The following is a 23,084-nucleotide window of genomic DNA, read 5'->3' as shown; positions in this document are numbered from 1 at the left end:
TTTTGGGCTTTTCTTGGCTTTTATGGGTTAGGGGTGATTTCTTTGGGCTTCCAAATGATAAACTTGGGCACATTTAAAAAATACCATATAATTGCTTACCTTTGCAGCGCGGAACTTATTCCAGCTTTGATTGTAGCCAAGTTACTAATCGGTTGAATCATAGCCTTAAACCAAAGACGGAAAAGCTAAAAAAATGAGTGTATCTACGAAGGATCGTTTACAACCTGTAAAGAGCATTTTAGTATCACAGCCTAAGCCTGCTGATGTAAATTCACCGTACTTTCAGCTGGCAGAAAAGTACAAATTAAAAATTGATTTCCGCCCTTTTATTCAAGTGGAGCCACTGCCTATTCGGGAGTTTCGCAAGCAGAAGATCGAGATTTTAAAGCATACGGCGATTATTTTTACGAGCAGAAATGCGATCGATCATTTCTTTACGATCTGTAAGGAGTTAAAGGTGGAGATGCCAGCAGACATGAAGTACTTTTGTATTTCAGAGCAGACGGCGCATTACCTGCAGAAGTACATCGTTATCCGTAAGCGCAAGCTTTTCGTGGGGCAGCGTACGGCAGCAGATTTATTCGATTATTTCAAGAAGCATAAAAACGAGAAGTATCTTTTCCCATGTTCGGATATTCGTAAGGCGGAGATCCCGGATTATATGGAGAAGCATAACATCGCCATTACGGAGGCGATCATTTACCATACCGTAGCTGCAGATTTATCTGATCTTCGCGATATTAAATACGATATTTTAGCTTTTTTTAGCCCTTCTGGTATCAAGTCGCTGGTGCATAACTTCCCTGATTTTGAGCAAAATAACACGCGTATCGCGGCTTTTGGGCCTACTACGGCCAAAGAGGTGCGCGATCAGGGCTTAATTTTAGATATCGAGGCCCCGATGCCGAATGCTCCGAGCATGACAGGGGCTTTAGAGCTCTACATAAAAAAAGCAAATAATTTATAATCTTTTAGCGTGGATTTCAGTTTAAATATGTGTTAATTGAAATGGATTTCCAGAAACTTCCTTCAGCATGTTTAAACAGCCTTCTTTTTATACGTTCTTTTTAGCATGGCTCGCCCTTTTTGGCTGCGTGATTCAAGAGGGTTTTTCTCAACAGGATCCTCAGTTCACACAGTACATGTTTAATAAGACCTTTTATAACCCGGCTTTCGCAGGACAGGAGTCGGGTTATGTGTTTTCTGCTCTCCATCGTTCGCAGTGGTTTAACTACACCGGCACGGGAAATGCGCCCACTACACAGCTAATTACGGCTAATGGTCGACTAGACAAGTATAATCTGGGATTCGGTCTTAATATCGTGAATGATGATATCGGCCCGACCATAAATCAGGAACTTAACCTTTCCGTAGCCTATCATAGAAGAATCCGTAGGGGTGTATTAAGTATGGGTTTAAGCGGGGGAGCTTTCGCTAGTACCATTCGCTTCGGGGAGCTAGATCCTGTAAATCCTGACTTAGTGCTTCCAGATGCTGGGAGAGAGACTCAAATTAATTTTAATATAGGGGCTGGTATCGTGTACGATACGCGGGATTATTACGTAGGTATCAGTAGTCGGCATGTGAATCAACCCGCCTTTAATTTTGGTGATGGTGCAGAAAACCCCTTGCGCAATCATTCGTATTTGACTGCAGGATATCGAATTCGGAGTTTGGCCATGTGGGAATTTGAGCCAAGCTTTTTGATTAAAACTGTCGGCTTTAATAATTTTTCGTATGATGTAAGCGTTATTGCGACACATAATCGAACAATTAGTGGCGGTTTAGCATTCAGAGGTCAGGAGGGTGTTTCTGTATTACTGGGTTACAGCTTGTTACCAAATAATGCGCTTCGTGTAGGCTATGCGTTTGATTTGGTTTTTGGTGGTTTAGAGGCGAAGGCACCGACGAGTCACGAGTTCATGGTGACGTATAATTTGCCGCAGGCAAGGAGAGAAGTTCAGCGTGTGATTCAGCGTACACCCAGATTTAGGTATTAATTAATGATTTAGTCTTTGGATATTTAAGTAAATAAGGTCTATATTTCGAGCTTTTAGAAGCGAAGATACAGCTAAAACGATAGGTAAATATGTTTTCTGGAACAACAAAACGATATGCTCCTCTGGCACTACTCTTAGTGTTCGCCTTCACCTTTCAGGCCTGTAGCCTGTTTGGAAGCAGAGGGTCATCGAATGAAAAAGACAATAGGAGAGGCGAAGTCACCGGCGTTCCGAAGCGTGCTAACTGGCAGCAGCCGCTTCCTATGGACATGGTCGCCATTCCGGCGGGTACATTTTGGATGGGACAAGCGGATGAAGATGTAGCACGTTCGCACACGGTTATGAACCGTCAAGTGACCATCTCGGCTTTCTACATGGATAAGTACGAGGTGTCTAATAACAAGTACCGCCAGTTTATCGAAGCTGTACGCGATGGAGAGTTTGCCTATGGTACGCCGACTACGCTAAAAGACCCTCCTGTTATCGCACTAAATGATATCTTACCTGACACCACAGTATGGTCATCAAGTTTTTCGTATCATTATGGAGATCCTTTGATGGAGTTTTATTTTGATCACCCCGCTTTCGATAACTATCCTGTAGTGGGTATTAGCTGGGATCAAGCACAGCTTTATGCTTTATGGAGAACCTATCACTTAAACGCAAATAATCGCTCTGATTATGATTTCCCCAGTTTCCGACTTCCTTCTGAAGCAGAGTGGGAGTATGCCGCTCGTGGAGGAAAAGAAATCGCAAAATATCCTTGGGGTGGTCCGTATCTGAAGAATAAGAGAGGTTGCCTGATGGCTAACTTTAAACCGGGTAGAGGTAACTACATCGATGATGGATTCGCTTACACCGCCCCTGTAGACGTTTTTAGTCCGAATGGTTATGGGCTGTATAACATGTCTGGAAATGTAGCGGAGTGGGTAATGGATGCCTATAATCCGATTTCAGGTTCTTTGACCTGGGACCTAGATCCTGTATATAAGGATCCGAATGAGCCAAGAAAAATTATTCGCGGAGGATCTTGGAAGGACATTGCACATTACTTGGAAACCAGTACCAGAACGTACGAATACCAAGATGTAAAGGCTGCACACATAGGATTTAGAACAGCTATGACGTTTATCGGTCGTTCTGGCTCTATGGATTCTGGAGCAGGCAATAGAAGAAGACAACGTTAATTTAACACAACACATAAAAGCACCCCAATTTATTTCACATGAAAACTGACAAAACTTCTTTTAAGTACAAATTTTATGCAGACTGGATGCCTAAAATCTATGGTCTGGGCGCGTCCATTGTTATTTTAGGGGCCATGTTTAAGATTCTTGATTGGCAGGGAGCTAATATCATGATTGGTTTTGGCTTAACCACTGAAGCGATCATCTTTGCTTTTTCGGCATTCGAACCCAAGCAGGAAGAGGTAGATTGGTCAAAAGTATACCCGGAGCTTGCTGATGGCTCTCCTGTACCTCCTCGCGCGAAGGCAGCTACTGGTTTGGTCTCTGGAGACCCGCTTACACAGAAAGTGGACAAGCTATTAGAAGATGCTAAGATAGGCCCAGAGCTTTTCGAAAGTTTGAATAAGGGCATTAAGAATTTAGCCACCTCAGCGGAGAAAATGGGGCAGATTTCCGATGCTGCAGTCGCAACAAACGATTATGCTGAGAATGTAAAAAAAGCCTCTCAATCCTTAGTGACAATCAATGCCTCCTATGGGAAAACAGCAGAAGCTTTAAATGAATTGTCTTCTGCTTCCACAGATGCCAAGGCCTATCATGGACAAGTCGTTCAAGTGACTAAAAATCTTTCGGCCCTTAATAATGTCTATGAGCTGGAGCTTCAGGATGCAAACAGTCATCTTAAAACCCTGAATAAGTTTTACGCGAACATGGCCACAGCTATGGAGGGTATTACGGAAGCAGGTAAAGAAACTCAAGCATTTAAAACAGAGCTGGCGAAACTCAATCAGAATGTAGGTGCTCTAAATAAGGTATATGGTGGGATGTTAACTGCCATGAAAGGTTAAAAAAACGCGTTTTTTTAAGAGGAACATATAATGGCCGGAGGAAAAGAAACCCCAAGACAACGGATGATCGGGATGATGTATCTGGTGTTAACAGCTCTGTTAGCGCTTCAGGTAAGTAATCAAATCCTTCAGAAGTTTGTCTTAATTAACGATAGCTTAGAACGTACATCCCGAAATTATATCCAAAAAAACCAGTTTTTAGTTTCGACTATTGCAGGTACTGTAGAACAGCAGGGGAATAATGAACAGGATTTACCTAAAGTAGAGGCAGCACGTGAGCTACGTGCATTAAGTGCAGAGCTAACCAAGTATTTGGATGACCTTAAAAACGAGGTCATTACCGAAGCGAATGTCAAAGATGAGCAAGGAAATTTTAAAAATGCCTCGTTAAAAAATGTAGAGGTTCCTGGTTTTATCTTTAACAATCAGAGAAAAGGGTATGAGATGCAGGAAAAGCTGAACGCCTTTCCTGAAGAAGTAGTACGTATTCTAGGTAAATTGGGTATTGATGGTGTGTCATTCGGAGATATTGCCAGAGATGCGAAAGACATCGAGTTATTTAAGAATGACCGAGAGGCTAGGATCAAGGATTTCGTTAACCTTAACTTTGTAAAGTCTCCTGTAGGTGCGGTTTTAGCCACCATTTCCCAGTTTCAAAATGAGGTGCTGAATATCGAAAGTGAAGCTTTATCGCTCATTTCGAACTCCATCGGTAGCTTTTATTTTAAGTCCGATGTATTTAAAGCTAGTGTTGCCGCGAATTCCAATGTAGTAGCTGCGGGTACTAAATTTGAAGGAAATCTCTTTATCGCTTCTTCCTCCTCTTCTGTTCAGCCTAAAATGGTTGTGGATGGCAAAGAGGTAGAGGTAATCGATGGCTTTGGCCAAATAGAGTTCCCTGTTGCGCCAGCAAGCGATTATGATGATCGTGGTTTAGCCAAGAGAACGCTAAAAGGTGAGATTACAGTAAATATCGCGGGAAAAGACTCTGTTTTAACGGTAGACTATGAGTATTTTGTAGCCCAGCCTGTTATCCGCGTACAGTCGGAGGTGGTGAATCGTTTGTACGCTGAATGCGCGAATGACTTGATTATAGATGTTCCTGCTTTAGGTAACTCTTACGCTCCGGAATTTAGTGTCTCTAATGGTACTGCCATTAAAGGTACGCGTCCTGGTCAAGTGACGATCGTTCCGGGTAATAGTGGCAAAGTCGTTATCGGGGTGAGCAGTGGCGGAAATAAAATCGGGAATGTAGACTACGAAATCGTTCCTGTTCCGGATCCTACAGTTAGAATAAGTGACGGTCGTGGTCCTATCGATATCAGTAAGGCGTATCCTTCTCCAGGACCCACTACCTTACGCGTAGAAGCCATCCCTGAGCCGACATTTGGCCGTACGATGGCACGCGATGCGAATTTTGAGGTCACAGGAGGAGAGGTTATCCTTATCCGTAATGAAGTTCCACGTGGTTCAGTGCCGATTACAGGTACTAATGTAGCGGTTCGTTCGTTATTAGAGTCTGCTAGACAAGGAGATGATTTGGTTATTCGCGTAACTGAAGTAACACGGACGAACTTCCGTGGAAACAAGATCAAGTCTAGTCAGAATGCACTCATTCGTTTACCTATAAATTAATAAGCAGTCTATGGCACAGGTAAAGTATAGTATCGCTATTGGAATTCTTCTCTTCATGTTCTGCGCTACGGCATTTGCCCAGCGGGCTACGAGTGTGAGTCCGTCTGGATACGGTGACAGAAAGTTTCGCGTAGATACCTTATTTTCTGCGAAATCCATTCGGGAAGATGATAAGATGTACCAAGTGGAAATTTGGAGGAGAATAGATCTTCGTGAAAAGTTTAACCTTTCTTGGTTTGGCTCTGGTGACTCAAGAAGAAATGGTGTTATTAATAACATTTACAAGGCCATCGTCGAGGAGAATGCTTTAGAGGTCTTCGCGGATGACGAGTTCAAGCGACCGCTTTCTATCTCCGAGTTCCAAGAGAGGTTTTGGGTGAATGCAGCTGGAGATTCGATCTTTGTTAAAAATCTTTACTACTTAGATTTTAAGGAGGATTTTATTTTCGATAAGCATCATTCGCAAGTGCGTTTTGATATCAAGTATATCGAGTTAGTAATGCCTTCTCAAACGAATGCGAATGCAGGTCAGAAAACAATTGGGTTTATTCGCTTTAAGGATTTCTACGAATATTTTAGTGACCGGGAGGATGCCGTATGGTATAATTACGCGAACACAAGCAAACACCTTACCTACGATCAGGCTTTCGATCTCAGAATGTTTCGCTCCGTCGTGAGGCGTTTCACGAATCCTGATGAGGCCTTAATTGCCGATTTAATACCTGTAAACCATCCAAATCCCGATTTCCAAGCCTATATTGAAGCGCTTGATTTCGAGTACCGCTTGCTAGAATTTGAAAATGGACTTTGGGAGTGGTAACTTCCATTGTTGGCTATAAGAAAAAAGGAGGACTTAAAGTTCTCCTTTTTTTATGGCTTCATCTAAAAGCGCTGCTTTCTTTTTTCCTACGACCTTTTCCCACTCAGTGATATCTGCTTCTTTTATTTTTTTAATACTCTTAAATTCCTTTAGAAGCTTTTCTGCTGTGGCGGGTCCGAAGCCTTGTACAGTATGCAGCTGTGTTCCGAGGCTTTGTTTGCTTCGAATGTTTCGATGGAACGTGATCGCAAAGCGGTGTGCTTCATCGCGTAAGCGCTGTAGGAGCTGAAGCGCCGGTGATTTCTTATCGATATGCAAGGGGTACTGGTCTTCAGGAAAATAAATTTCTTCTAGTCGTTTCGCAATTCCTATAATTGGGATTTTACCATAGAGATTAAGTTCTTTTAAGGCTTCTACCGCAGAGGATAGCTGACCTTTTCCCCCATCGATTACGATGAGCTGCGGAAGCGGTAGGGCCTCTTCTACCAAGTGCTTATAACGTCTGCCTACCACTTCTGTCATGCTCGCGAAGTCATTCGCCCCGATAACGGTTTTAATGTGGTAATGCCGATATTCTTTTTTAGCAGGCTTTCCTTCTTTAAAGCATACCATGCTGGCTACAGGGTAGTTTCCTTGGATGTTTGAGTTATCAAAGCATTCTATATGCAGCGGTAATTCCTTTAGTGATAAATCCTGCTTAAGCTGATGCAGGACGCGATGTTTTTTGTCGTGCTGCTCACCCGTTTGGAGAGCCTTCTCCTGTTTGGAGTACTTCGCATTCTTTAACGAGAGCTCGATCAAGCGCATCTTATCACCGATTTTTGGGTTCGTAATCGTTAGGCCCTCTATCGGATCGTCGAAGACCACATTCGTAATGATTTCTTCGGCAGTGCTGTTAAATTGCTCGCGGAGGCGGATAATAGCCGTCAAAATAAGCTCTTGATCGCTTTCTTCTAGCCGTTTTTTAAGCTCCACAGTCTTGGTGATGACCACCGCCCCATTAATCACCTTTAAAAAGTTAACAAAAGCAATGCGTTCGTCAGTCACTAAAGTAAATACGTCCACATCCTTTATAGAAGGATTTACCAGCATGGATTTCGCCTGATACTTTTCTAAAAGCTCAAGTTTATCCTTATAACGCTGGGCGCGTTCAAAGGCCAGTGCCTCTGCGGCCTCCTGCATGCGGGTTTTAAAATAGGCTTTGGCCACTCCTAAATTTCCTTTTAAAATGTTTTTAGCTTGCTCGATATCCTTTAAATAATCGGGCTCCCCCTGTAAGGCTTCACAGGTCCCAGGCAGTTACCTAAGTGATACTCTAAGCAGACTTTGTACTTTTGTTCCCCTATTTTTGCCGGGTGCAAGTCTAGTTTACATGTTCGGACATTAAATAGACCACGAATTAAGCCCAAGACATTGTGCATCGCTTTTACACTTGCGAAGGGTCCAAAGTAGGTGCCCGCGTTTTTAAAGCGCTTCCGAGTCGGGAAAATACGCGGGAAGTGCTCATGCGTGATGACGATGTAGGGATACGTCTTGTCGTCCTTTAGAAGAATGTTGTACTTCGGTTGGAACTTCTTGATCAGATTATTTTCAAGTAACAGCGCATCCAGCTCTGTATCCACCAGCATGATCTCGATCTTGCGAATCTCCTTCACCATGCGTTTCGTTTTATAGGCCATCCCTACGGTCTTGGAGAAATAGCTGCTAACGCGCTTTTTCAAGCTTTTGGCTTTGCCCACATAGATAAGGTCGCCCGCTTCATTATAATACTGGTACACTCCCGGAGCATCCGGCAGCTCTCCATAAGCATCGGGCGTATAGGATGTCGCTCTCATAAAATAGATCCTGTATATCGTAAAAAAAACAGCCTGGGTGAGAGACTGTTTTCTTTTTGCTTAATAATCGTTCTGCCTATAATCGTAATCAAAATCTCGGAAGCGGCTGCTCTCTCGCTCGTATACCTCACAGTCTATCTCTACGCTTAGCGGTCGCTCCGGCCGTGGAAAAGGTCCTTTCGTATACCCTAGTGTAGGATCATCGTACACCTTCGTCATGTACTTGACCCATATCGGACGGGCTGTTCTACCCCCCTGGCCAGAAATCCAGCTCCTAAAGTGAATGGCACGGTCATCACCCCCTACCCAGGCTCCACTGACCAGATCGCGGCTCATGCCAATGTACCAGCCATCAGAAGCATTTTGTGTCGTTCCCGTCTTTCCTGCGAGTTCATTATTTTCGCGTAGCGCAAAGGGAACCCCCTGGCTCGTCCCCTGACGTTCTTCAAAACCTCCTTTTAACATGTGTATCATCAGGTAGGCATGCTCCTCACTCATCGCCGAGCGTTTTCGAGGAGTAAACTGCTGAATGATATTCCCATTTTTATCTTCGATACGGTCGATGTAAAAGGGCGTGATGTGCTCTCCCTTATTTAAAAAGGTACCAAAAGCGCCTACCATCTCATAAACAGAGACATCTGATGTCCCTAAAGACAATGCCGGTACCTCGTCCAGAGGACTTTCTATGCCTAAGCGTCGAGCAGTCTCCACAACCACCTTTGGCCCCAGCTTCTTCATCATAAAGGCAGTGACTGTATTAATGGACTGTGCCATGGCCGCTCGTATCGTCATCTTCTCATAAGAGAATTTACCGTCGGCGTTTTTAGGCCTCCACGCTCCTGCCCGGGGGTTGTGATCTCTACCGGCTGATCCACTACCGAATAGCAGGGACTGTAGCCGTTTTCGATCGCAGCAGCATAGACAAAAGGTTTAAATGTTGACCCCGGCTGTCGCCTACTTTGCTTGACATGGTCAAACTTAAAGTGCTTATAGTTGATGCCCCCAACCCAGGCCTTGATATGCCCTGACTTAGGGTCTAAGGACATAAATCCTGCTTGTAGGTAGCGTTTATAATGACGTAAAGAGTCCATGGTACTCATGAGGGTGTCTAATTCCCCTTCCCAAGTAAACACACGCATGCGTTTCTTCTGGTTGAGATAATAGTCCACTGAATCTGGACGATCTTTAAAACGGTTATTCAAATTTCTGTAGGCATCGGTACGTTTTACTGCATTTTCTATGAAACCAGCGATGACCCGACCATTACTGTCTATCCAGGGCTCTCTACCTGCATTCTCCCTCATAAAGGCCTTCTGTAGCTCTGCCATGTGCTCGGTTACAGCCTCCTCGGCATAGCGCTGCAAACGGGAATCTACCGTCGTGTAAATGCGTAAGCCGTCGCCAAATAAGTCATAAGGCGTGCCGTCCGCTTTTAGTGTTTCTCGCGCCCAGCGGATGAGATCCGCTTTTACGATTTCTCTAAAGTAGGTAGCCACCCCCATATTTTGACTTTCTACAGCATAGTCTAAAACGATAGGCAAAACACGTAACGAGTCATAGAGACTCTTCTCCAGATATCCATACTTATGCATCTGCGCCAGCACAGTATTCCTTCTCCGTAACGAGTTTTCTGGATTGTATATCGGGCTGTAATAACTGGGAGCCTTAAATAGGCCCACGAGAGTAGCAGACTCTTCGATGTTCAATTCATTCGGAGCCTTGTTGAAAAAAGTTTTAGCAGCCGTCTTAATCCCGTAAGCATTACTCCCAAACTCAGACGTATTCAAATACATCGTTAAAATTTCATTCTTCGTATAGGCCCGCTCTAACTTGGCCGCCACGATCCACTCCTTCGTTTTAATAATGAGCATGCGGAGCCCCGGCACCCTGTTGAGCGGACTTTCATTAACAGAACGCCGGGTTTTAAACAGGTTTTTAGCCGTCTGCTGACTTAGCGTACTTCCTCCACCAGCACCTTGGCGCAGGATAAGCGACTTAAACAATACCCTTCCCATACTCTGAAAATCGATTCCAGAATGCTTCTCGAAGCGCACGTCTTCCGTCGCGATTAGTGCATTCACTAAATTCGGCGAAAGATCGTTATAGGACACGGGGCTTCTATTTTCACGAAAATAACTGCCCAGCAGTACCCCATCTGCAGAGTAAAGCTCCGAGGCTATCTCACTACGCGGGTTTTCTAAGGTCTTAAAATCCGGCAAGGGGCCGAAAAGCCCCAGAAAGTCTGCACTCACCGCCCAAATGAACAAAACGATTCCGAGCAGTAGCGCCGTAAACCCTATCCAAATTCCAATTATTAATTTCTTCGTCATAACACACTCCTAGCGCTTAAAAGCTGTAGGCACGTTTATAAAAGCGTAAATATTCATGTAAATCTTTTCTGCGGTTTAGCTGCTGGAAATTTTCTAAGGAGATGATAAAGCTATTTGCCAGCTCCTCCTTCGTTAAGAAAGACGAATTCTCCTGGAACTCCTTTAACCTATCAAGGTACTCCAGCCCCGTAGCCGCGTTATTAAAGGGACTAATCAGCACAATAACCTGATCGGAAGTTAAGCTCATATTTCCACTCCTTAGCCTAGAAGCCTCGAAGTAGAGGCGATTAAACTCCTCCAGCTCGGCTAATAAGCCCTTCACATCGCCCTGCTCCGGACCTAATGCCAGCACAAAGATATGGGTTTGCTTTAAATTTTCTTTGTAAACCACCTCCTTATCACCGGCGCCACTACAGCAGTATCCGGCTTAGCCTCTGGTTCTTTTGCCTGCGGCAAAGCTTCCGCAATGCGCTCCTCGGGTTCCTCCGGATCTCCTATCAGCGCACGCAGCATTTTCCTTGCCAAATTTACCAAGTCCTGATTCTCATTCTCCCCTATAAATTTCTCCAGCTTATACTGGTACATGCCCTCGCTTTCCAACTTGCCACTTAGCATGATGTCGAGCAGCACCAGTCGATCCGTATTGCGCGTCAGCGGATACTTTTCTAAGGCCTCTGTGACCAGACCTTTCGCCTCCTCATAGGCGCGCTCCTGATACGCGGTGTAGGCCCGATCATAGAGCCTGGAGGATTCTAAGTAGGCCAAGTTCCCCGTCGGCTGATTCGGGTTATTAACAGAAAAGGTGAAAGGTGAGCGCGGAAATTCTGCGTTCAGACGTGCCTGATAGTCCGAAGGCTTTCCCAGCTCCCGATGCGCCAGATACAGTGTGTAGTACGTTTCCGGACGCTTACTCGTCTCAGGGAAATCTTGGAGTAACTTTTCTAAGTTGTCGATGGCTGACTCATGTGCTTTAAAGCTGAAATGCAGCAGCTTGCCTAATTCGAATAAGGCATCCTCCAAGTCTGTCTTTAAGCGCTGCTGTGCGCGAGGACTATTCGGTATAGCATCTAATAGGGCGCCCCTATCGGGCAAATTAGCCAAAGGCCCTGGGTCTGCCTCTTCCATAGCTGCTGTGGATGCACGAGGGCTAGGCTCTTCTTCCCCGCCGAAGCTCTGAGCAGCACTCCTACGCCAGTTATCCTGTACAGGGCGAATTCCCCAAACTCGGTTAAACTCGATAGCGCCCTGCTGCATCGCTACGGGGTTTTCAAAATAAAATGTGTTCGCACCACCACCTCGGCCCCCACCAAAGGCCAATAAATTATCAAAAACGCTACTGCTTTTAGGAACCACTTTGCGCTCCGCTTCTCGAATAAGGCGTTCCTCCTCCGCGGCGATAAACTTGTCTACGAACGCCTCCTGCTCCTTCGGGCTGAGCGTGGCTAAACGAAGTAAGCTGTCGTTTTCCTGTACCGTCTCGTAATATTTTACATAGGGATGTAAAATCGCGTGGCGCGCATTAATTTGCGCCACAGGCGCATCCCCTTTTCGAAAATGCAGCAACGCAGAATCGTAGTAGTAGCTGGCAGCGCGGTAGTCCTGATCCACCTCGAAAGACAGTGTGCCTAACTTTTCGTAGATGTAGCCCTTCGTGACTTTGTTTTTTCCCTGCTCGGCAGCGCCTCTGCGTAAAAGTGTGCGAGCCAGGTCCAGGTCATCCTGTTTTAGCTCGAATAGGGCTCTTTCGTACAGAATTACATCGCGGAATTCTACGTTTTTACTGTTTTCAAACAGCTCATCGTAGTAGCTACGGATTTTTTGAAAATCTTTACTTCTATTGATATCAGCGACTTTCTGGGCGTAAAGCTGTGCGAAAAAGTACCGCTCATAGGGAGGGTTTCCTTTCTGGGCCTCCCTGTAAAAGGAGTAGGCGAGGGATTCTATCCCAGCTTCTTCGTAGAGCTGCGCGAGGATAAAATTAAGCCGCGATTTCTCTTTTTTGTCACTGGCCAGCATCACAGCCTGATCTAAAGCTCCGATTTTACCATTTAAGTCGTTTCGTTTATCGTAGTAATACGCCAGCGTTTTATAAAGTAAAAAACGATTCTCATCGGCTATAGGACCTTCTTTCGATAAATAATCGATGACGAAGGTGGCATCTTCGAAATAATCCAAATCGATGAAAGCACGCAGAAGCTGTATCAGGGCTCTGTGGCGCAGCGCATCGTCCTTACTGGTGACATTAATGTACTTAAACGTGTTGATGGCATCATCGAAATCGGCGCGATAATAGTCCACGATGCCTAGTAGTAAGTAGCTGTCATCCACCCATTTACTGATGCGATGCCAATCGATGGCTTTAGAGGCCAGCTTGCGGGCATCCTCTAATAAAGCGTCATGTTCTTCTACGATGGCACTATCTATGGGGTAAAAAATAGGAAGGATGGTTGTGTAATCCTCTTGATGGGTGGTAGCGATTATTTGCTCTAATTCCTTAATTTTGCTGTCCGCTAAGAAATAAGCATTGAAGCGCGCCGTTGTATTGTGATACAGGCGATTAGTAAACGTGTTGCGCTCCGAGGAACAGGCGCTCAAGCCGAGGACAAGCCCGATAAGGCAGCTCGATAAGTAGAATAGAATTGGGCTTGGGCACTGTTTCATAAAAATCCAGCAGCAAATAACGGGAATTACTCCATAATGTAAACGCCCGCTCGCCGTAAAATTGTATAAAAAGTACATATAGCCTTGAGTTTAAAACAAAAAGCCCAAGAATGGGTAAATAAAAAGTTCATCATCGTCATTCGTCGTGAGATCGATTTCTCGGTCATTCGTTCTTTCTCTGTGAGCAAGGCGAGCGGACTGGTCCTTTTTCTGGTGGCTTTCGTGATGTTTTTTATTCTGGGGCTTATAGGGGCGAATACCTTTCTGAAACGCTGGGCTGATCCGCGGTTTTTAGAGACTGAAAATGCCTGATCCTTCGAGAGCTGAGCCTCACAGTAGATTCTCTGTTAGTGGAGGTGGATAGAAAAGACCGTTTTATAAGTGGCCTACGGCAAATTATGGTCGGAGAGGATCCTGAGCAAGAGCCGACTCCTGCGGATAGGCTGGAGGGGGATGCACTGCCTCAGCGAAGAGATCTGGATTTATTTGAGAAAAACGCCGACACGGAGGCCATCATCGCTGAGTTTCGCGAAGGGGTAGGTCCCTATGCAGATCGGGTGGAGGGAATCCGCACGCCAGGAGGGGAGACCTATTTCTTTGCGCCCCTGCGCGGCATGGTCATCAGCGCATTTAATCCTGGGCAGCAGCACTTCGGGGTGGATATATTAAGTAAGGAAAACGAGCCTGTAAAGGCAGTAACGGGAGGTCGCGTGATCTTTGCGAGCTGGACTTTAGATACCGGTCATGTTATTGGCATTCAGCATGATGGGGATTTGATTTCCTTTTACAAGCATAATTCAGTATTATTGAAAAAAATTGGGGATGCCGTGACTGCTGGTGAGCCTATCGCGATCATCGGGGGTACTGGCGAGCTGAGCTCAGGAGAGCACCTGCACTTTGAATTATGGTACCGCGGAAGTCCAGTAAATCCACAAGAATTTATAAAGTTTGATTAAAATCCATACAACATGTTCAATAGTAATAAGCAAGAGGACAAAAAGGCGACGACCCAGCTGGTGACTTCCAGTAATGTTATTTCGAAGGAAACGACGATCGTAGGGAACATTACCAGTCAGGGGAACATTCGCATAGAGGGGAATTTTGAAGGGCGCTTAGAGTCTAAGAGTAAAATTGTATTGGGAGATTCCGCTCGTGTCAAAGGGGAAATTTTCGCCTCGGAACTGGAAATCGCTGGAAAGGTAGATGGTGTCGTGACGTGTTATGGACTGCTGCTACTGCAGAAAACGGCGCACATTTCAGGTGATATCATTACAGAAAAATTAGTAGTGGAGAGTGGGGCCCATTTCGATGGGAAGTGTCAGATGGGTACCACCCAGAAGCAGAGTGCTGGTCGCGTGGCCGAAAAACAGGAAAAAGCTACTGTGGCATAAGGTTTATGAAGGATTCATCCAAATCAGATAAACAAGTTCCGGCCTATGTTAAATACATAGGCCTTTCTTTTCAGCTGTTCGGCATCATCGGTGGTGGAACGGGCTTAGGCTGGTACCTGCAGCAGCGCTCTTCCATGCAGTTTCCCCTGTGGCTGTTACTCTTCCTTTTTTTTATCGATAGGGCTGGCCTTTTATCAACTTTTTGTATCGATGAAAAAATGACAATAAATAAGTTTAGTTTAGGTAAAAATTTTAGGAAGTAATGGCTTCGTTTTGGCTGCGTCTGATGGGTCTAAGTGGGATTGTAGGGCTTGCTATAGTTATTTTGCAAAAATATCTGGGAGCCCTTGGSTTGGCAGTTCTCAGGTTTGGAATATTCTTCTGTTCTTCACCTTATTTGTAGGGATTACAAGGATTGTTATGGTGAGAAAAGGCCTTTTTGCAGGAGAAAATACTACAAATATGCTTTTGGGCCTGACGGTAATTCGGGTTTTAGGGTGTCTAGCGTTTATCAGCTATATGCTGTTATCAAACATAAACGACGTATTATGGTTTATCGTCAATTTCTTCCTTATTTATTTGTTGTACTTAATATTTGATATTCACTCCTTAATAGCTAATTTGCGCCCGCATTCAAGGTAGGTTCTAAAAAACAATTTGATGTTCCGTAAATTTCTTTACCTAAGTTTCTTACTGTCAGCATTTTTCCTAGCTACAGTACCCCAGGTAGCCGCCGCATCTGATGAAGAGGATAAAACAGGCTTCATCATGCACCACATTATGGATTCCTATGAGTGGCATTTTGCTACTTTCGGAGACAAGCATGTTACGCTTCCCTTACCGGTTATCGTCTACGCGAAAGATCATGGGCTAAAGGTGTTTTCATCGTCTGACTTCCAAGATCCTGTTACGCATAAGTTCGGTAAAGAGTTTGCCCATGAAGGATATTATATCGATGATCATGAGCATTTAGGCCGTCTCGATGGTGCGTCTTTTGTCGACATATCCATTTCGAAAAACGTGATGATGCTCTTTTTAGTGCTTGTAGTACTTGTAGCGATTCTTTTAAGTTCATCTTCTTACTACAAGAAAAACGGTGTGAAAGCACCTAAAGGAGTAGCTTCTTTTATCGAGCCGATCGTTATTTTCGTTCGCGATGAAATCGCAAAGAAATCTATCGGTCCGGGTTACATGAAGTTTGTTCCTTACTTGCTTACTTTATTTTTCTTTATTTGGTTCGGAAACCTTCTTGGCTTATTACCAGGTGCTGCTAACCTTACAGGGAATATCGCTGTAACCTTTACCTTGGCCATGTTAACTTTTGTAGTGGTGAATCTAAATGGGAATAAAGAATATTGGAAGCATGTTTTCGCAACACCAGGAGTGCCTTTCCCCATTTTGTTTGTTATCGTGCYTGTGGAGATCTTAGGACTCTTTACTAAGCCATTTGCCCTTATGGTACGTCTTTTCGTGGCGATTACTGCGGGTCATATCGTTATCTTGGCCTTCATTGCATTGGTTTTTATGTTTGAATCTTATGCTATCGGAGTGGTAAGTACGCTAATGGTGACCTTCTTAAATATCATCGAATTACTGGTTGCGACTATTCAGGCTTACGTATTTACGCTCTTCACTGCGATGTACATCGGTTCTGCTGTAGCGGAGCATGAGCACCATTAATTCTTATTCTAAAGCAATTTCTTTGTTCAATTTATAACTATAACACGTATGTTAACTTCATTATTGTTGTCTGCAGGTCTAGCCCTTTTAGGAGCTGGCATCGGTGCTGGTATCATCGCGATTGGCGCAGGTATGGGTATCGGTAGAATTGGTGGTCAGGCTATGGAATCTATTGCTCGTCAGCCTGAGGCTGCTGGTAAGATCCAGACTGCCATGCTTATCATTGCAGCACTTATCGAGGTAGTTTCCCTGTTCGCAGTAGTAGTAACCCTACTTATTGCGCTTAACGCAGGTGGCCTCGAGTTCTAAGAACAAAAGAATCCGGAGGGTAGCGTTAGGCTGCCCTCCTCTTTTCATTGAATTTTAGTATTTATACAGCGATATACTCATGGATTTAATAACCCCTAGTTCCGGATTAATTATTTGGCAGCTTCTTGGTTTCCTAGCTTTGTTACTCATTTTAGCGAAGTTCGCATGGAAGCCTATTCTAGCGGCTTTAGAAGAGCGCGAGTCCACCATCGAACAAGCTTTAAGTGCTGCGGAAGCGGCTAAGGCAGAAATGGCTAACTTAAAGTCTGAAAACGAGCGTTTACTCCAAGAAGCGCGCGCCGAGCGTGACGCTATTTTGAAGTCTGCAAATGACGCAGCTACTAAAATGCTTGAAGAAGCGAAAAATCAAGCGTCTGCACAAGCTACTCGTATGATTGAGGACGCTAAAGCGGTTATTGAAACAGAGAAAAAAGCAGCGTTAACAGAGGTGAAGGTCCAGGTGGCTCAGCTTAGTTTAGACATTACAGAGAAATTGTTAAGAAAATCTTTAGCAAATGATACTGAGCAGAAGGCGCTAGTAGATACCTTCGTGAAAGATTTGAAATTGAATTAAACCCTAAGCCTCATGTCTGAATTTAGAGTAGCGTCGCGCTATGCCAAGTCGCTGTTAGAGCTAGCGGTTGAAAATAAGGTTTTAGAGGCCGTGAAAGCCGATGTGAATCGGATCATGGAAGCCTGCCAAGCCAATAAAGAGCTTGTGTTTGTATTAAAAAGCCCCGTAGTGAGTTCGGACAAGAAATTCGCGATCTTACAGGCGCTTCTTGGTACCTCTGGGCAGAAGTTAACTGTAGATTTTCTTCGCATCGTAGCGGATAAAAACAGGGCATCACTTACAGTGGATATCCTAAAGCAGTTTGTACGCTTGTATAATGTACATGAAGGCATCCAAGAGGCTACGGTTACCACAGCTTTTCCGCTTACAGATGAGCTTCGCAAAGCCTTCGAGGGCACAGTGAAAGAAATCTCTGGCTTAGCTAAAGTTCAGCTGGTCGAGACAGTGGACACAGCTATTATTGGTGGGTTTATCCTTCGCGTTAACGACCGTCAGTTAGATGAGTCACTAAGTGGTAAGCTCCGAGCCCTGCGCCTTCAGCTGACGAAGAACCAGTACGAAAAATTATATTAATTAGCATTAACAATTTAATCATACAGAATAATGGCAGAAGTAAGACCTGATGAAGTTTCGGCTATATTGAGAGAGCAGCTCTCAGGCGCCCGAACTGAAGCTGAATTGGAAGAAGTAGGAACTGTCCTCCAAGTAGGTGATGGTGTAGCCCGTATCTATGGCCTCTCTAAAGCTCAGGCGGGTGAATTGCTTGAGTTTGAAACTGGTCTGAAAGCGATGGTGCTTAACCTCGAAGAGGATAATGTGGGTGCGGTACTTTTCGGCGACTCTAAAGGAGTGAAAGAAGGCGATACTGTAAAAAGAACCAAGCAGATCGCTTCCATCAACGTAGGTGAAGGGATGTTAGGACGTGTGGTTAACACGCTCGGACAGCCTATCGACGGAAAAGGACCATTAGCAGGTGAATTATACGATATGCCGCTGGAGCGTAAAGCTCCTGGTGTAATCTATCGTCAGCCTGTAAATGAGCCATTGCAAACAGGTATTAAATCGATAGACGCCATGATTCCTATCGGTCGTGGCCAGCGTGAGCTTGTTATCGGTGACCGTCAGACAGGAAAAACTGCTGTAGTTATCGATGCCATCTTGAACCAAAAAGAGTTTTACGATAAAGGCGAGCCAGTATTCTGTATTTATGTGGCCATCGGCCAAAAAGCCTCTACCGTAGCGGGTGTAGTAGCTGCTCTCGAAAAAGGAGGCGCTCTTCCTTACACAGTAGTGGTTTCCGCTTCTGCTTCTGATCCTGCACCGATGCAGTTCTTTGCACCGTTTACCGGTGCGGCTATCGGAGAATTTTTCCGTGATACCGGTCGTCCTGCACTCGTTGTTTATGATGATTTATCCAAGCAAGCTGTCGCGTACCGTGAAGTTTCCCTACTTCTTAGAAGACCTCCAGGACGTGAAGCATACCCTGGGGATGTATTCTATCTGCACTCAAGATTATTAGAAAGAGCAGCGAAAATTAACTCTTCTGATAAAATCGCGCAGGAAATGAACGACCTTCCAGAGTCTATCAAGCATCTGGTAAAAGGTGGAGGTTCCTTAACTGCACTTCCAATTATCGAAACGCAAGCTTCTGACGTTTCTGCCTACATTCCTACAAACGTAATTTCGATTACAGATGGTCAGATCTTCCTAGAAACGAATCTCTTTAACTCAGGTATTCGTCCTGCCATTAACGTAGGTATTTCGGTATCACGTGTAGGAGGTTCTGCTCAGATTAAGTCCATGAAGAAAGTAGCCGGTACACTTAAGTTGGATCAAGCGCAGTTTAGAGAGCTCGAAGCCTTCTCTAAATTCGGTTCTGACCTCGATGCCTCTACGAAGCGTACAATCGAGCGTGGTAGAAGAAACCAAGAGATTCTGAAACAAGCGCAGTACTCCCCAGTAGCCGTAGAGTTACAGGTGGCGATTATCTACGCTTCTACGAAAGGTCTTATGGATACTGTTCCAGTAGAAAAAGCAAGAGCCTTCGAAAAAGAATTCTACACGCTATTAAGCGCAAGCTATACAGAAGCCTTAGATGCGATCAAGGCTGGTAAAATCGATGTTGCCGCTCCTCTTTTAGAGAAGGCTGCTAAAGAACTTGCTCCGAAATACGCATAAATAATTTTGGGGGAGCAGCGCTCCCCCGCTTTACGATACTTGTTGTCCGATATCCCTCATGGCAAATTTAAAGGAAGTTAAAGAACGAATAAATTCTGTCGTCTCTACGCAGCAGATCACCAAAGCGATGAAAATGGTGGCGGCAGCTAAACTGCGTCGAGCTCAGGATAAAATCACGCAGATGCGTCCCTATTCTCAGAAGCTTACTGGCATTTTAAATAATGTAACGGCTTCTTCTGAAGGGGAGACAGACGTGATCTATGCCCAAAAAAGAGAGGTTACGCGTGTGCTTTTAGTTCCTGTTACCTCGGATAAAGGGCTTTGTGGCGCTTTTAATTCGAACGTTTTAAAAGCGACCAAAGCGCTCTTAGCCGAATATGCCACCCTCGATGTGCACATCATGCCATTAGGAAAAAAAGCTTATGATGCCTTCAGACGTGGCCCACATACCGTAATCGACACTTTCTACACGGTGTTCTCTGATGTCTCTTTCGAAAATGTGAATCGCGCAGCCTCTTTTGCCATGGAGTCTTTCGTGAATGAAAATTTCGATAAAGTGATCATCGTTTACAACCAGTTTAAGAATGTAGCGACACAAGAAGTAATGGCCGAGCAGTTTCTCCCCATGGAGCAGCTCGCCTCTGAGGATACAAAAGCCGTGGAAACGGACTACATCTTAGAACCTTCTCGCGAATACATCATCGAAGAGCTTGTTCCAGCCGCCCTAAAGATCCAATTCTTTAAAACGGTGCTTGAAAGTAATGCTTCTGAGCATGGTGCGCGAATGACGGCTATGGATAAGGCAACGGAAAATGCGGGTGAACTACTGAAAGACCTACGTCTGATGTACAACCGTTCCCGTCAGGCTGCTATTACGAATGAAATCTTGGAAATCGTAGCGGGTGCGAATGCACTCGAGTCGAAATAAATTTTCCTCTGTTTTGTAAAAAAAGGTCACCCTCGGGTGACTTTTTTGTTCTATTGCCTATGGGAAAGCTACTTCGTCAAGTCCTTACTGTTTTTTCCTTACTGTCCTTAGACGTCGTGTGCGGAAGCCTAGGAGGCATGGCCTTTTTCTCCGCTCTTCTGGAGGTGGCTATCCCGCCGATTTACTTCTTTTTACTAGGCCTTTTTGTGTGGTGCATCTACACGCTGGATCACCTGCTCGATGCCAAAAAAATAAAGGAGCAAGCGATCAGCAGTAAACGCAGAGCCTTCTATCAGCGGTATACTAAACCGCTATTTTTCGGCTTACTCACCGCTGCTGGGCTTTTAGCCCTGCTCTGCATCGTGTACACCTTACCCGTAAAGCTCCTGCTCTCGGCTGGTCTCGGCGGCCTCGCTGTTTTATTACTCATTTTTGCTTATAGTTTATCGCCTAATCTGCTTCCACACTGGAAAGAGGCTCTTGTCGCTCTGCTGTATGTCGCAGGAATCGCTTGGGTGCCCACGTATTACGCCCTTGAAGTGAAACCCCTATCCTTCCGGTCCAGTTTCGAGCTAGCACCGATAGGAGTTTTGTTCTTGTTGTACGGGAATCTTAGCTATACGAATCTGCTTCAACTCGCCTACCAAGACCGAGAAGACGATAGGCAGTTTGGGTTTAGCTCCGCAGTTAAGCCTTTAGGAGCAGCCAAGTTGAAAAACCGTATTTATGCCTTGCATGCGATAGGCCTCTCTTTTGGGCTGTGCGGTCTATTTTACTTTCCCAGTTTTTATGGTCCTTTTTTCCTCGTCGTGGTACTGATGCAGGGAATTCATGCCCAGGTGTTTCGGCAGCCCAGGCTTTCTGCGCCGCAGCAGCGTATGCGCACTGAGGCCAGTTTTTCCCTTTCCTGGCTGGTTTCCCTTTTGCGCTGAAGCGCAAAAGAAAAGTAGGATGCAGTCCCTTTCCGAGCTTTACCACCGAGTTAGCAGCAAAAGCCTGATGTGTACTGCCTGCCCTACGTGGAATAAAAAAAGGACCATCTCCTACCGAAATGGTCCTCGTGGGTCAAAACAGGGGAAGGAGCCACACCCGCCTTTAAACAAAGGCCGAGTGCCCCGTAATGGCCCTTCCCACGATCAAGGAGTTGATTTCTTTCGTGCCCTCGTAGCTGTAAATCGCTTCGGCATCTGCCACAAAACGCGCGATGTCATGCTCTAGCAAGATGCCATTGCCGCCAAATAACTCGCGAGCATGGTCCACGATCGAACGCATCCGCAGCGTACAAAAGACCTTTGCCAGCGAGGCATGTTCGTCTAAAAGCGCCTCCTCATCCTGCATCACACTTAAGCGATGTACCATCGTCTGCATGGCCGTGAGGTCTCCCAGCATGGTGACGAGTAGGTCCTGCACCAGCTGATAAGAGGCTATCGGCTTTCCAAACTGCGCCCGCTTATTCGTATAGGCGAGAGCAGCCTCATAAGCACCTCGGGCACAGCCCACCGCTTGCCAAGCCACCCCGGCCCGTGTCATGCGTAATACGGCGGCGGTGTCTTTAAAGCTTTCGGCCTTTTGCAGGCGTAAAGACTCCGGCACTCGGCAGTCCTTAAGCGTAATGAGGGCGTTTTGGACGGTTCGCAACGCCATCTTGTTTTCCATTTTTTCGGCCTGAAATCCTGGCGTATCTTTCGGCACGATAAAGCCTTTCACCTGCTGGGAGTCCAGGTCCCGTGCCCAGATGATGGTAATGTCGGAAAAGGTCGCATTGCCGATCCACTTTTTTTGACCATTTAGGATCCACTCATCTCCTTCGCGCTTGCAGGTAGTAGTGAGTCCGCCCGCCACAGCAGAACCTACCTCTGGCTCAGTTAATCCAAAAGCCCCTATTTTCTCCAGTCGCTGCATAGGGGGAAGAAATTCCTGCTTTTGTTCCTCACTGCCACACAGGTAGATGGAACCCATCGCCAAACCGCTCTGTACGCCGAAGAAAGTAGAAATGGAGGTATCTACCCGTGCCATTTCCATCGCGATGAAGCCTTCCAGTAGGGCGGATTTCCCGGGACAGCCGTACCCTTTATAGATCAAGCCCCCTATGTTCAACTCGGCCATCTTCGGGATAATGTGCATAGGAAATTCAGCCCTGTTCCAGTAGTCATTTGCGATCGGGCGGATCTCTTCCTCCATAAAAGCACGCACTTTCAGCTGAATCTCTCGATCCTCTGCACTTAGGGTCTTTCCTAAGCCATAAAAGTCGCCATTTACTTCAGGGATCTTTTTCTCCTGGCCGTTTTGACCTGCCCGCTCGAGCATTTTCATCATTTTAGCCAGGGAAGCCTCGTCCATGCGACTCACCGTCTCAACTAATTTTCCCAGATCCACCTTCTCCGAGAGGGCGGCTATTTTCTTTACATCTAATGCACCTAAAAGCTTTTGAAAGTCCATGGTTTTTGGGGTTAATGTGGATAAAAAACATATATGATTTTATTTTACGGTGAATTGGGAAGAAAGTTTTTAGCCGCTTTCCCTCTAAAGAGGTGGAGCTAGCGCATGCTTTGCCCGAAGGCAAAGGGAACCTCTAGCACCGCTTTACCCTAGGCCCCCGGCACTTCCCCCAAACCTATTTTAACTCTTGGAAGAAAAAACATGCTTGAAGTAGGTGTCTCCAGGGGTGAATTGGAATGCGCTGTGCTAAATTGCATTATAAAATATAA

General features: G+C 45.4%; 21 protein-coding genes and 2 pseudogenes. 18 read left to right on the top strand and 5 right to left on the bottom strand.

Annotated features, from left to right (window positions below; genetic code table 11):
* The 7 genes from A3SI_RS23295 to porN all read left to right on the top strand — a co-directional run.
* Positions 1-156 (top strand): DUF4271 domain-containing protein (locus A3SI_RS23295; RefSeq protein ID WP_156810288.1); only part of this gene is annotated, 156 nt, incomplete at its 5' end.
* A gap of 37 nt (positions 157-193) precedes the next feature.
* Positions 194-967, top strand: coding sequence for a uroporphyrinogen-III synthase (locus tag A3SI_RS11805; RefSeq protein ID WP_009056150.1), 774 nt, complete (start codon positions 194-196; stop codon positions 965-967).
* A gap of 67 nt (positions 968-1,034) precedes the next feature.
* Positions 1,035-2,000, top strand: a complete 966-nt coding sequence (locus A3SI_RS11800) for a PorP/SprF family type IX secretion system membrane protein (RefSeq protein WP_009056149.1) — start codon at positions 1,035-1,037, stop codon at positions 1,998-2,000.
* An 89-nt stretch (positions 2,001-2,089) separates the two neighbouring features.
* Positions 2,090-3,187, top strand: a complete 1,098-nt coding sequence (porK, locus tag A3SI_RS11795; RefSeq protein WP_009056148.1) for a T9SS ring complex lipoprotein PorK/GldK — start codon at positions 2,090-2,092, stop codon at positions 3,185-3,187.
* Positions 3,188-3,225: 38 nt separating this feature from the next.
* Positions 3,226-4,035: a type IX secretion system motor protein PorL/GldL gene (porL, locus tag A3SI_RS11790; RefSeq protein ID WP_009056147.1), complete on the top strand. Its 810-nt coding sequence runs from the start codon at positions 3,226-3,228 to the stop codon at positions 4,033-4,035.
* A 30-nt stretch (positions 4,036-4,065) separates the two neighbouring features.
* The gene (gene porM / locus A3SI_RS11785) at positions 4,066-5,670 is read left to right on the top strand and encodes a type IX secretion system motor protein PorM/GldM (protein ID WP_040670812.1); all 1,605 of its coding nucleotides are present in this window, start codon (positions 4,066-4,068) and stop codon (positions 5,668-5,670) included.
* A gap of 10 nt (positions 5,671-5,680) precedes the next feature.
* Positions 5,681-6,490, top strand: coding sequence for a type IX secretion system ring subunit PorN/GldN (porN, locus tag A3SI_RS11780; RefSeq protein ID WP_009056144.1), 810 nt, complete (start codon positions 5,681-5,683; stop codon positions 6,488-6,490).
* Positions 6,491-6,523: 33 nt separating this feature from the next.
* Here porN and uvrC read toward each other — a convergent pair.
* From uvrC to porW, 4 genes and pseudogenes are all read right to left on the bottom strand, one after another.
* Positions 6,524-8,325, bottom strand: a pseudogene (uvrC, locus tag A3SI_RS11775) (excinuclease ABC subunit UvrC).
* A gap of 60 nt (positions 8,326-8,385) precedes the next feature.
* A pseudogene (locus A3SI_RS11770) lies at positions 8,386-10,655 on the bottom strand (penicillin-binding protein 1A).
* A 16-nt stretch (positions 10,656-10,671) separates the two neighbouring features.
* A complete protein-coding gene (locus A3SI_RS20915) occupies positions 10,672-11,007 on the bottom strand; it encodes a hypothetical protein (RefSeq protein ID WP_238531738.1) in 336 nt (111 codons plus the stop codon).
* A gap of 17 nt (positions 11,008-11,024) precedes the next feature.
* Positions 11,025-13,250 (bottom strand): type IX secretion system periplasmic lipoprotein PorW/SprE, encoded by a 2,226-nt coding sequence (gene porW, locus A3SI_RS11765; RefSeq protein WP_238531737.1) that lies wholly within the window; start codon positions 13,248-13,250, stop codon positions 11,025-11,027.
* Positions 13,251-13,400: 150 nt separating this feature from the next.
* Between porW and A3SI_RS20910 the strand changes: the two genes are divergently transcribed.
* The 11 genes from A3SI_RS20910 (at position 13,401) to A3SI_RS11710 (ending at position 21,308) form a co-directional block, all read left to right on the top strand.
* On the top strand, positions 13,401-13,628 hold the full coding sequence (locus tag A3SI_RS20910; protein ID WP_009056139.1) for a hypothetical protein: 228 nt from the start codon (positions 13,401-13,403) through the stop codon (positions 13,626-13,628).
* Between the two features lie 44 nt (positions 13,629-13,672).
* Positions 13,673-14,272: a murein hydrolase activator EnvC family protein gene (locus A3SI_RS17610; RefSeq protein ID WP_238531736.1), complete on the top strand. Its 600-nt coding sequence runs from the start codon at positions 13,673-13,675 to the stop codon at positions 14,270-14,272.
* A gap of 12 nt (positions 14,273-14,284) precedes the next feature.
* Positions 14,285-14,707, top strand: coding sequence for a bactofilin family protein (locus tag A3SI_RS11755; protein ID WP_009056137.1), 423 nt, complete (start codon positions 14,285-14,287; stop codon positions 14,705-14,707).
* A gap of 5 nt (positions 14,708-14,712) precedes the next feature.
* The gene (locus A3SI_RS23290) at positions 14,713-14,970 is read left to right on the top strand and encodes an AtpZ/AtpI family protein (RefSeq protein ID WP_009056136.1); all 258 of its coding nucleotides are present in this window, start codon (positions 14,713-14,715) and stop codon (positions 14,968-14,970) included.
* A gap of 397 nt (positions 14,971-15,367) precedes the next feature.
* A complete protein-coding gene (gene atpB / locus A3SI_RS11740) occupies positions 15,368-16,387 on the top strand; it encodes a F0F1 ATP synthase subunit A (RefSeq protein WP_009056135.1) in 1,020 nt (339 codons plus the stop codon).
* 48 nt (positions 16,388-16,435) lie between these two features.
* A complete protein-coding gene (gene atpE / locus A3SI_RS11735) occupies positions 16,436-16,696 on the top strand; it encodes an ATP synthase F0 subunit C (protein ID WP_009056133.1) in 261 nt (86 codons plus the stop codon).
* Positions 16,697-16,775: 79 nt separating this feature from the next.
* Positions 16,776-17,270, top strand: coding sequence for a F0F1 ATP synthase subunit B (locus A3SI_RS11730; protein WP_009056131.1), 495 nt, complete (start codon positions 16,776-16,778; stop codon positions 17,268-17,270).
* A gap of 12 nt (positions 17,271-17,282) precedes the next feature.
* Complete coding sequence (gene atpH, locus A3SI_RS11725) at positions 17,283-17,843, top strand: ATP synthase F1 subunit delta (protein ID WP_009056129.1); 561 nt, start codon at positions 17,283-17,285, stop codon at positions 17,841-17,843.
* 30 nt (positions 17,844-17,873) lie between these two features.
* Entirely contained in the window at positions 17,874-19,448 is a 1,575-nt protein-coding gene (gene atpA, locus A3SI_RS11720) for a F0F1 ATP synthase subunit alpha (protein WP_009056127.1), read from the top strand.
* A gap of 58 nt (positions 19,449-19,506) precedes the next feature.
* Positions 19,507-20,376, top strand: a complete 870-nt coding sequence (gene atpG / locus A3SI_RS11715; RefSeq protein ID WP_009056125.1) for an ATP synthase F1 subunit gamma — start codon at positions 19,507-19,509, stop codon at positions 20,374-20,376.
* Between the two features lie 137 nt (positions 20,377-20,513).
* The gene (locus A3SI_RS11710) at positions 20,514-21,308 is read left to right on the top strand and encodes a UbiA prenyltransferase (RefSeq protein WP_009056123.1); all 795 of its coding nucleotides are present in this window, start codon (positions 20,514-20,516) and stop codon (positions 21,306-21,308) included.
* 163 nt (positions 21,309-21,471) lie between these two features.
* Here the strand turns inward: A3SI_RS11710 and A3SI_RS11705 are convergent, their stop codons facing one another.
* Positions 21,472-22,815 (bottom strand): acyl-CoA dehydrogenase family protein, encoded by a 1,344-nt coding sequence (locus A3SI_RS11705; protein ID WP_009056121.1) that lies wholly within the window; start codon positions 22,813-22,815, stop codon positions 21,472-21,474.
* Between the last annotated feature and the right edge of the window lie 269 nt (positions 22,816-23,084).

It is taken from the genome of Nitritalea halalkaliphila LW7, from assembly GCF_000265075.1.
Taxonomy (GTDB): Bacteria; Bacteroidota; Bacteroidia; order Cytophagales; family Cyclobacteriaceae; genus Nitritalea; species Nitritalea halalkaliphila.
Note: the sequence above shows the minus strand (reverse complement) of the source record. Positions and strands in the feature narration are given on the sequence as shown.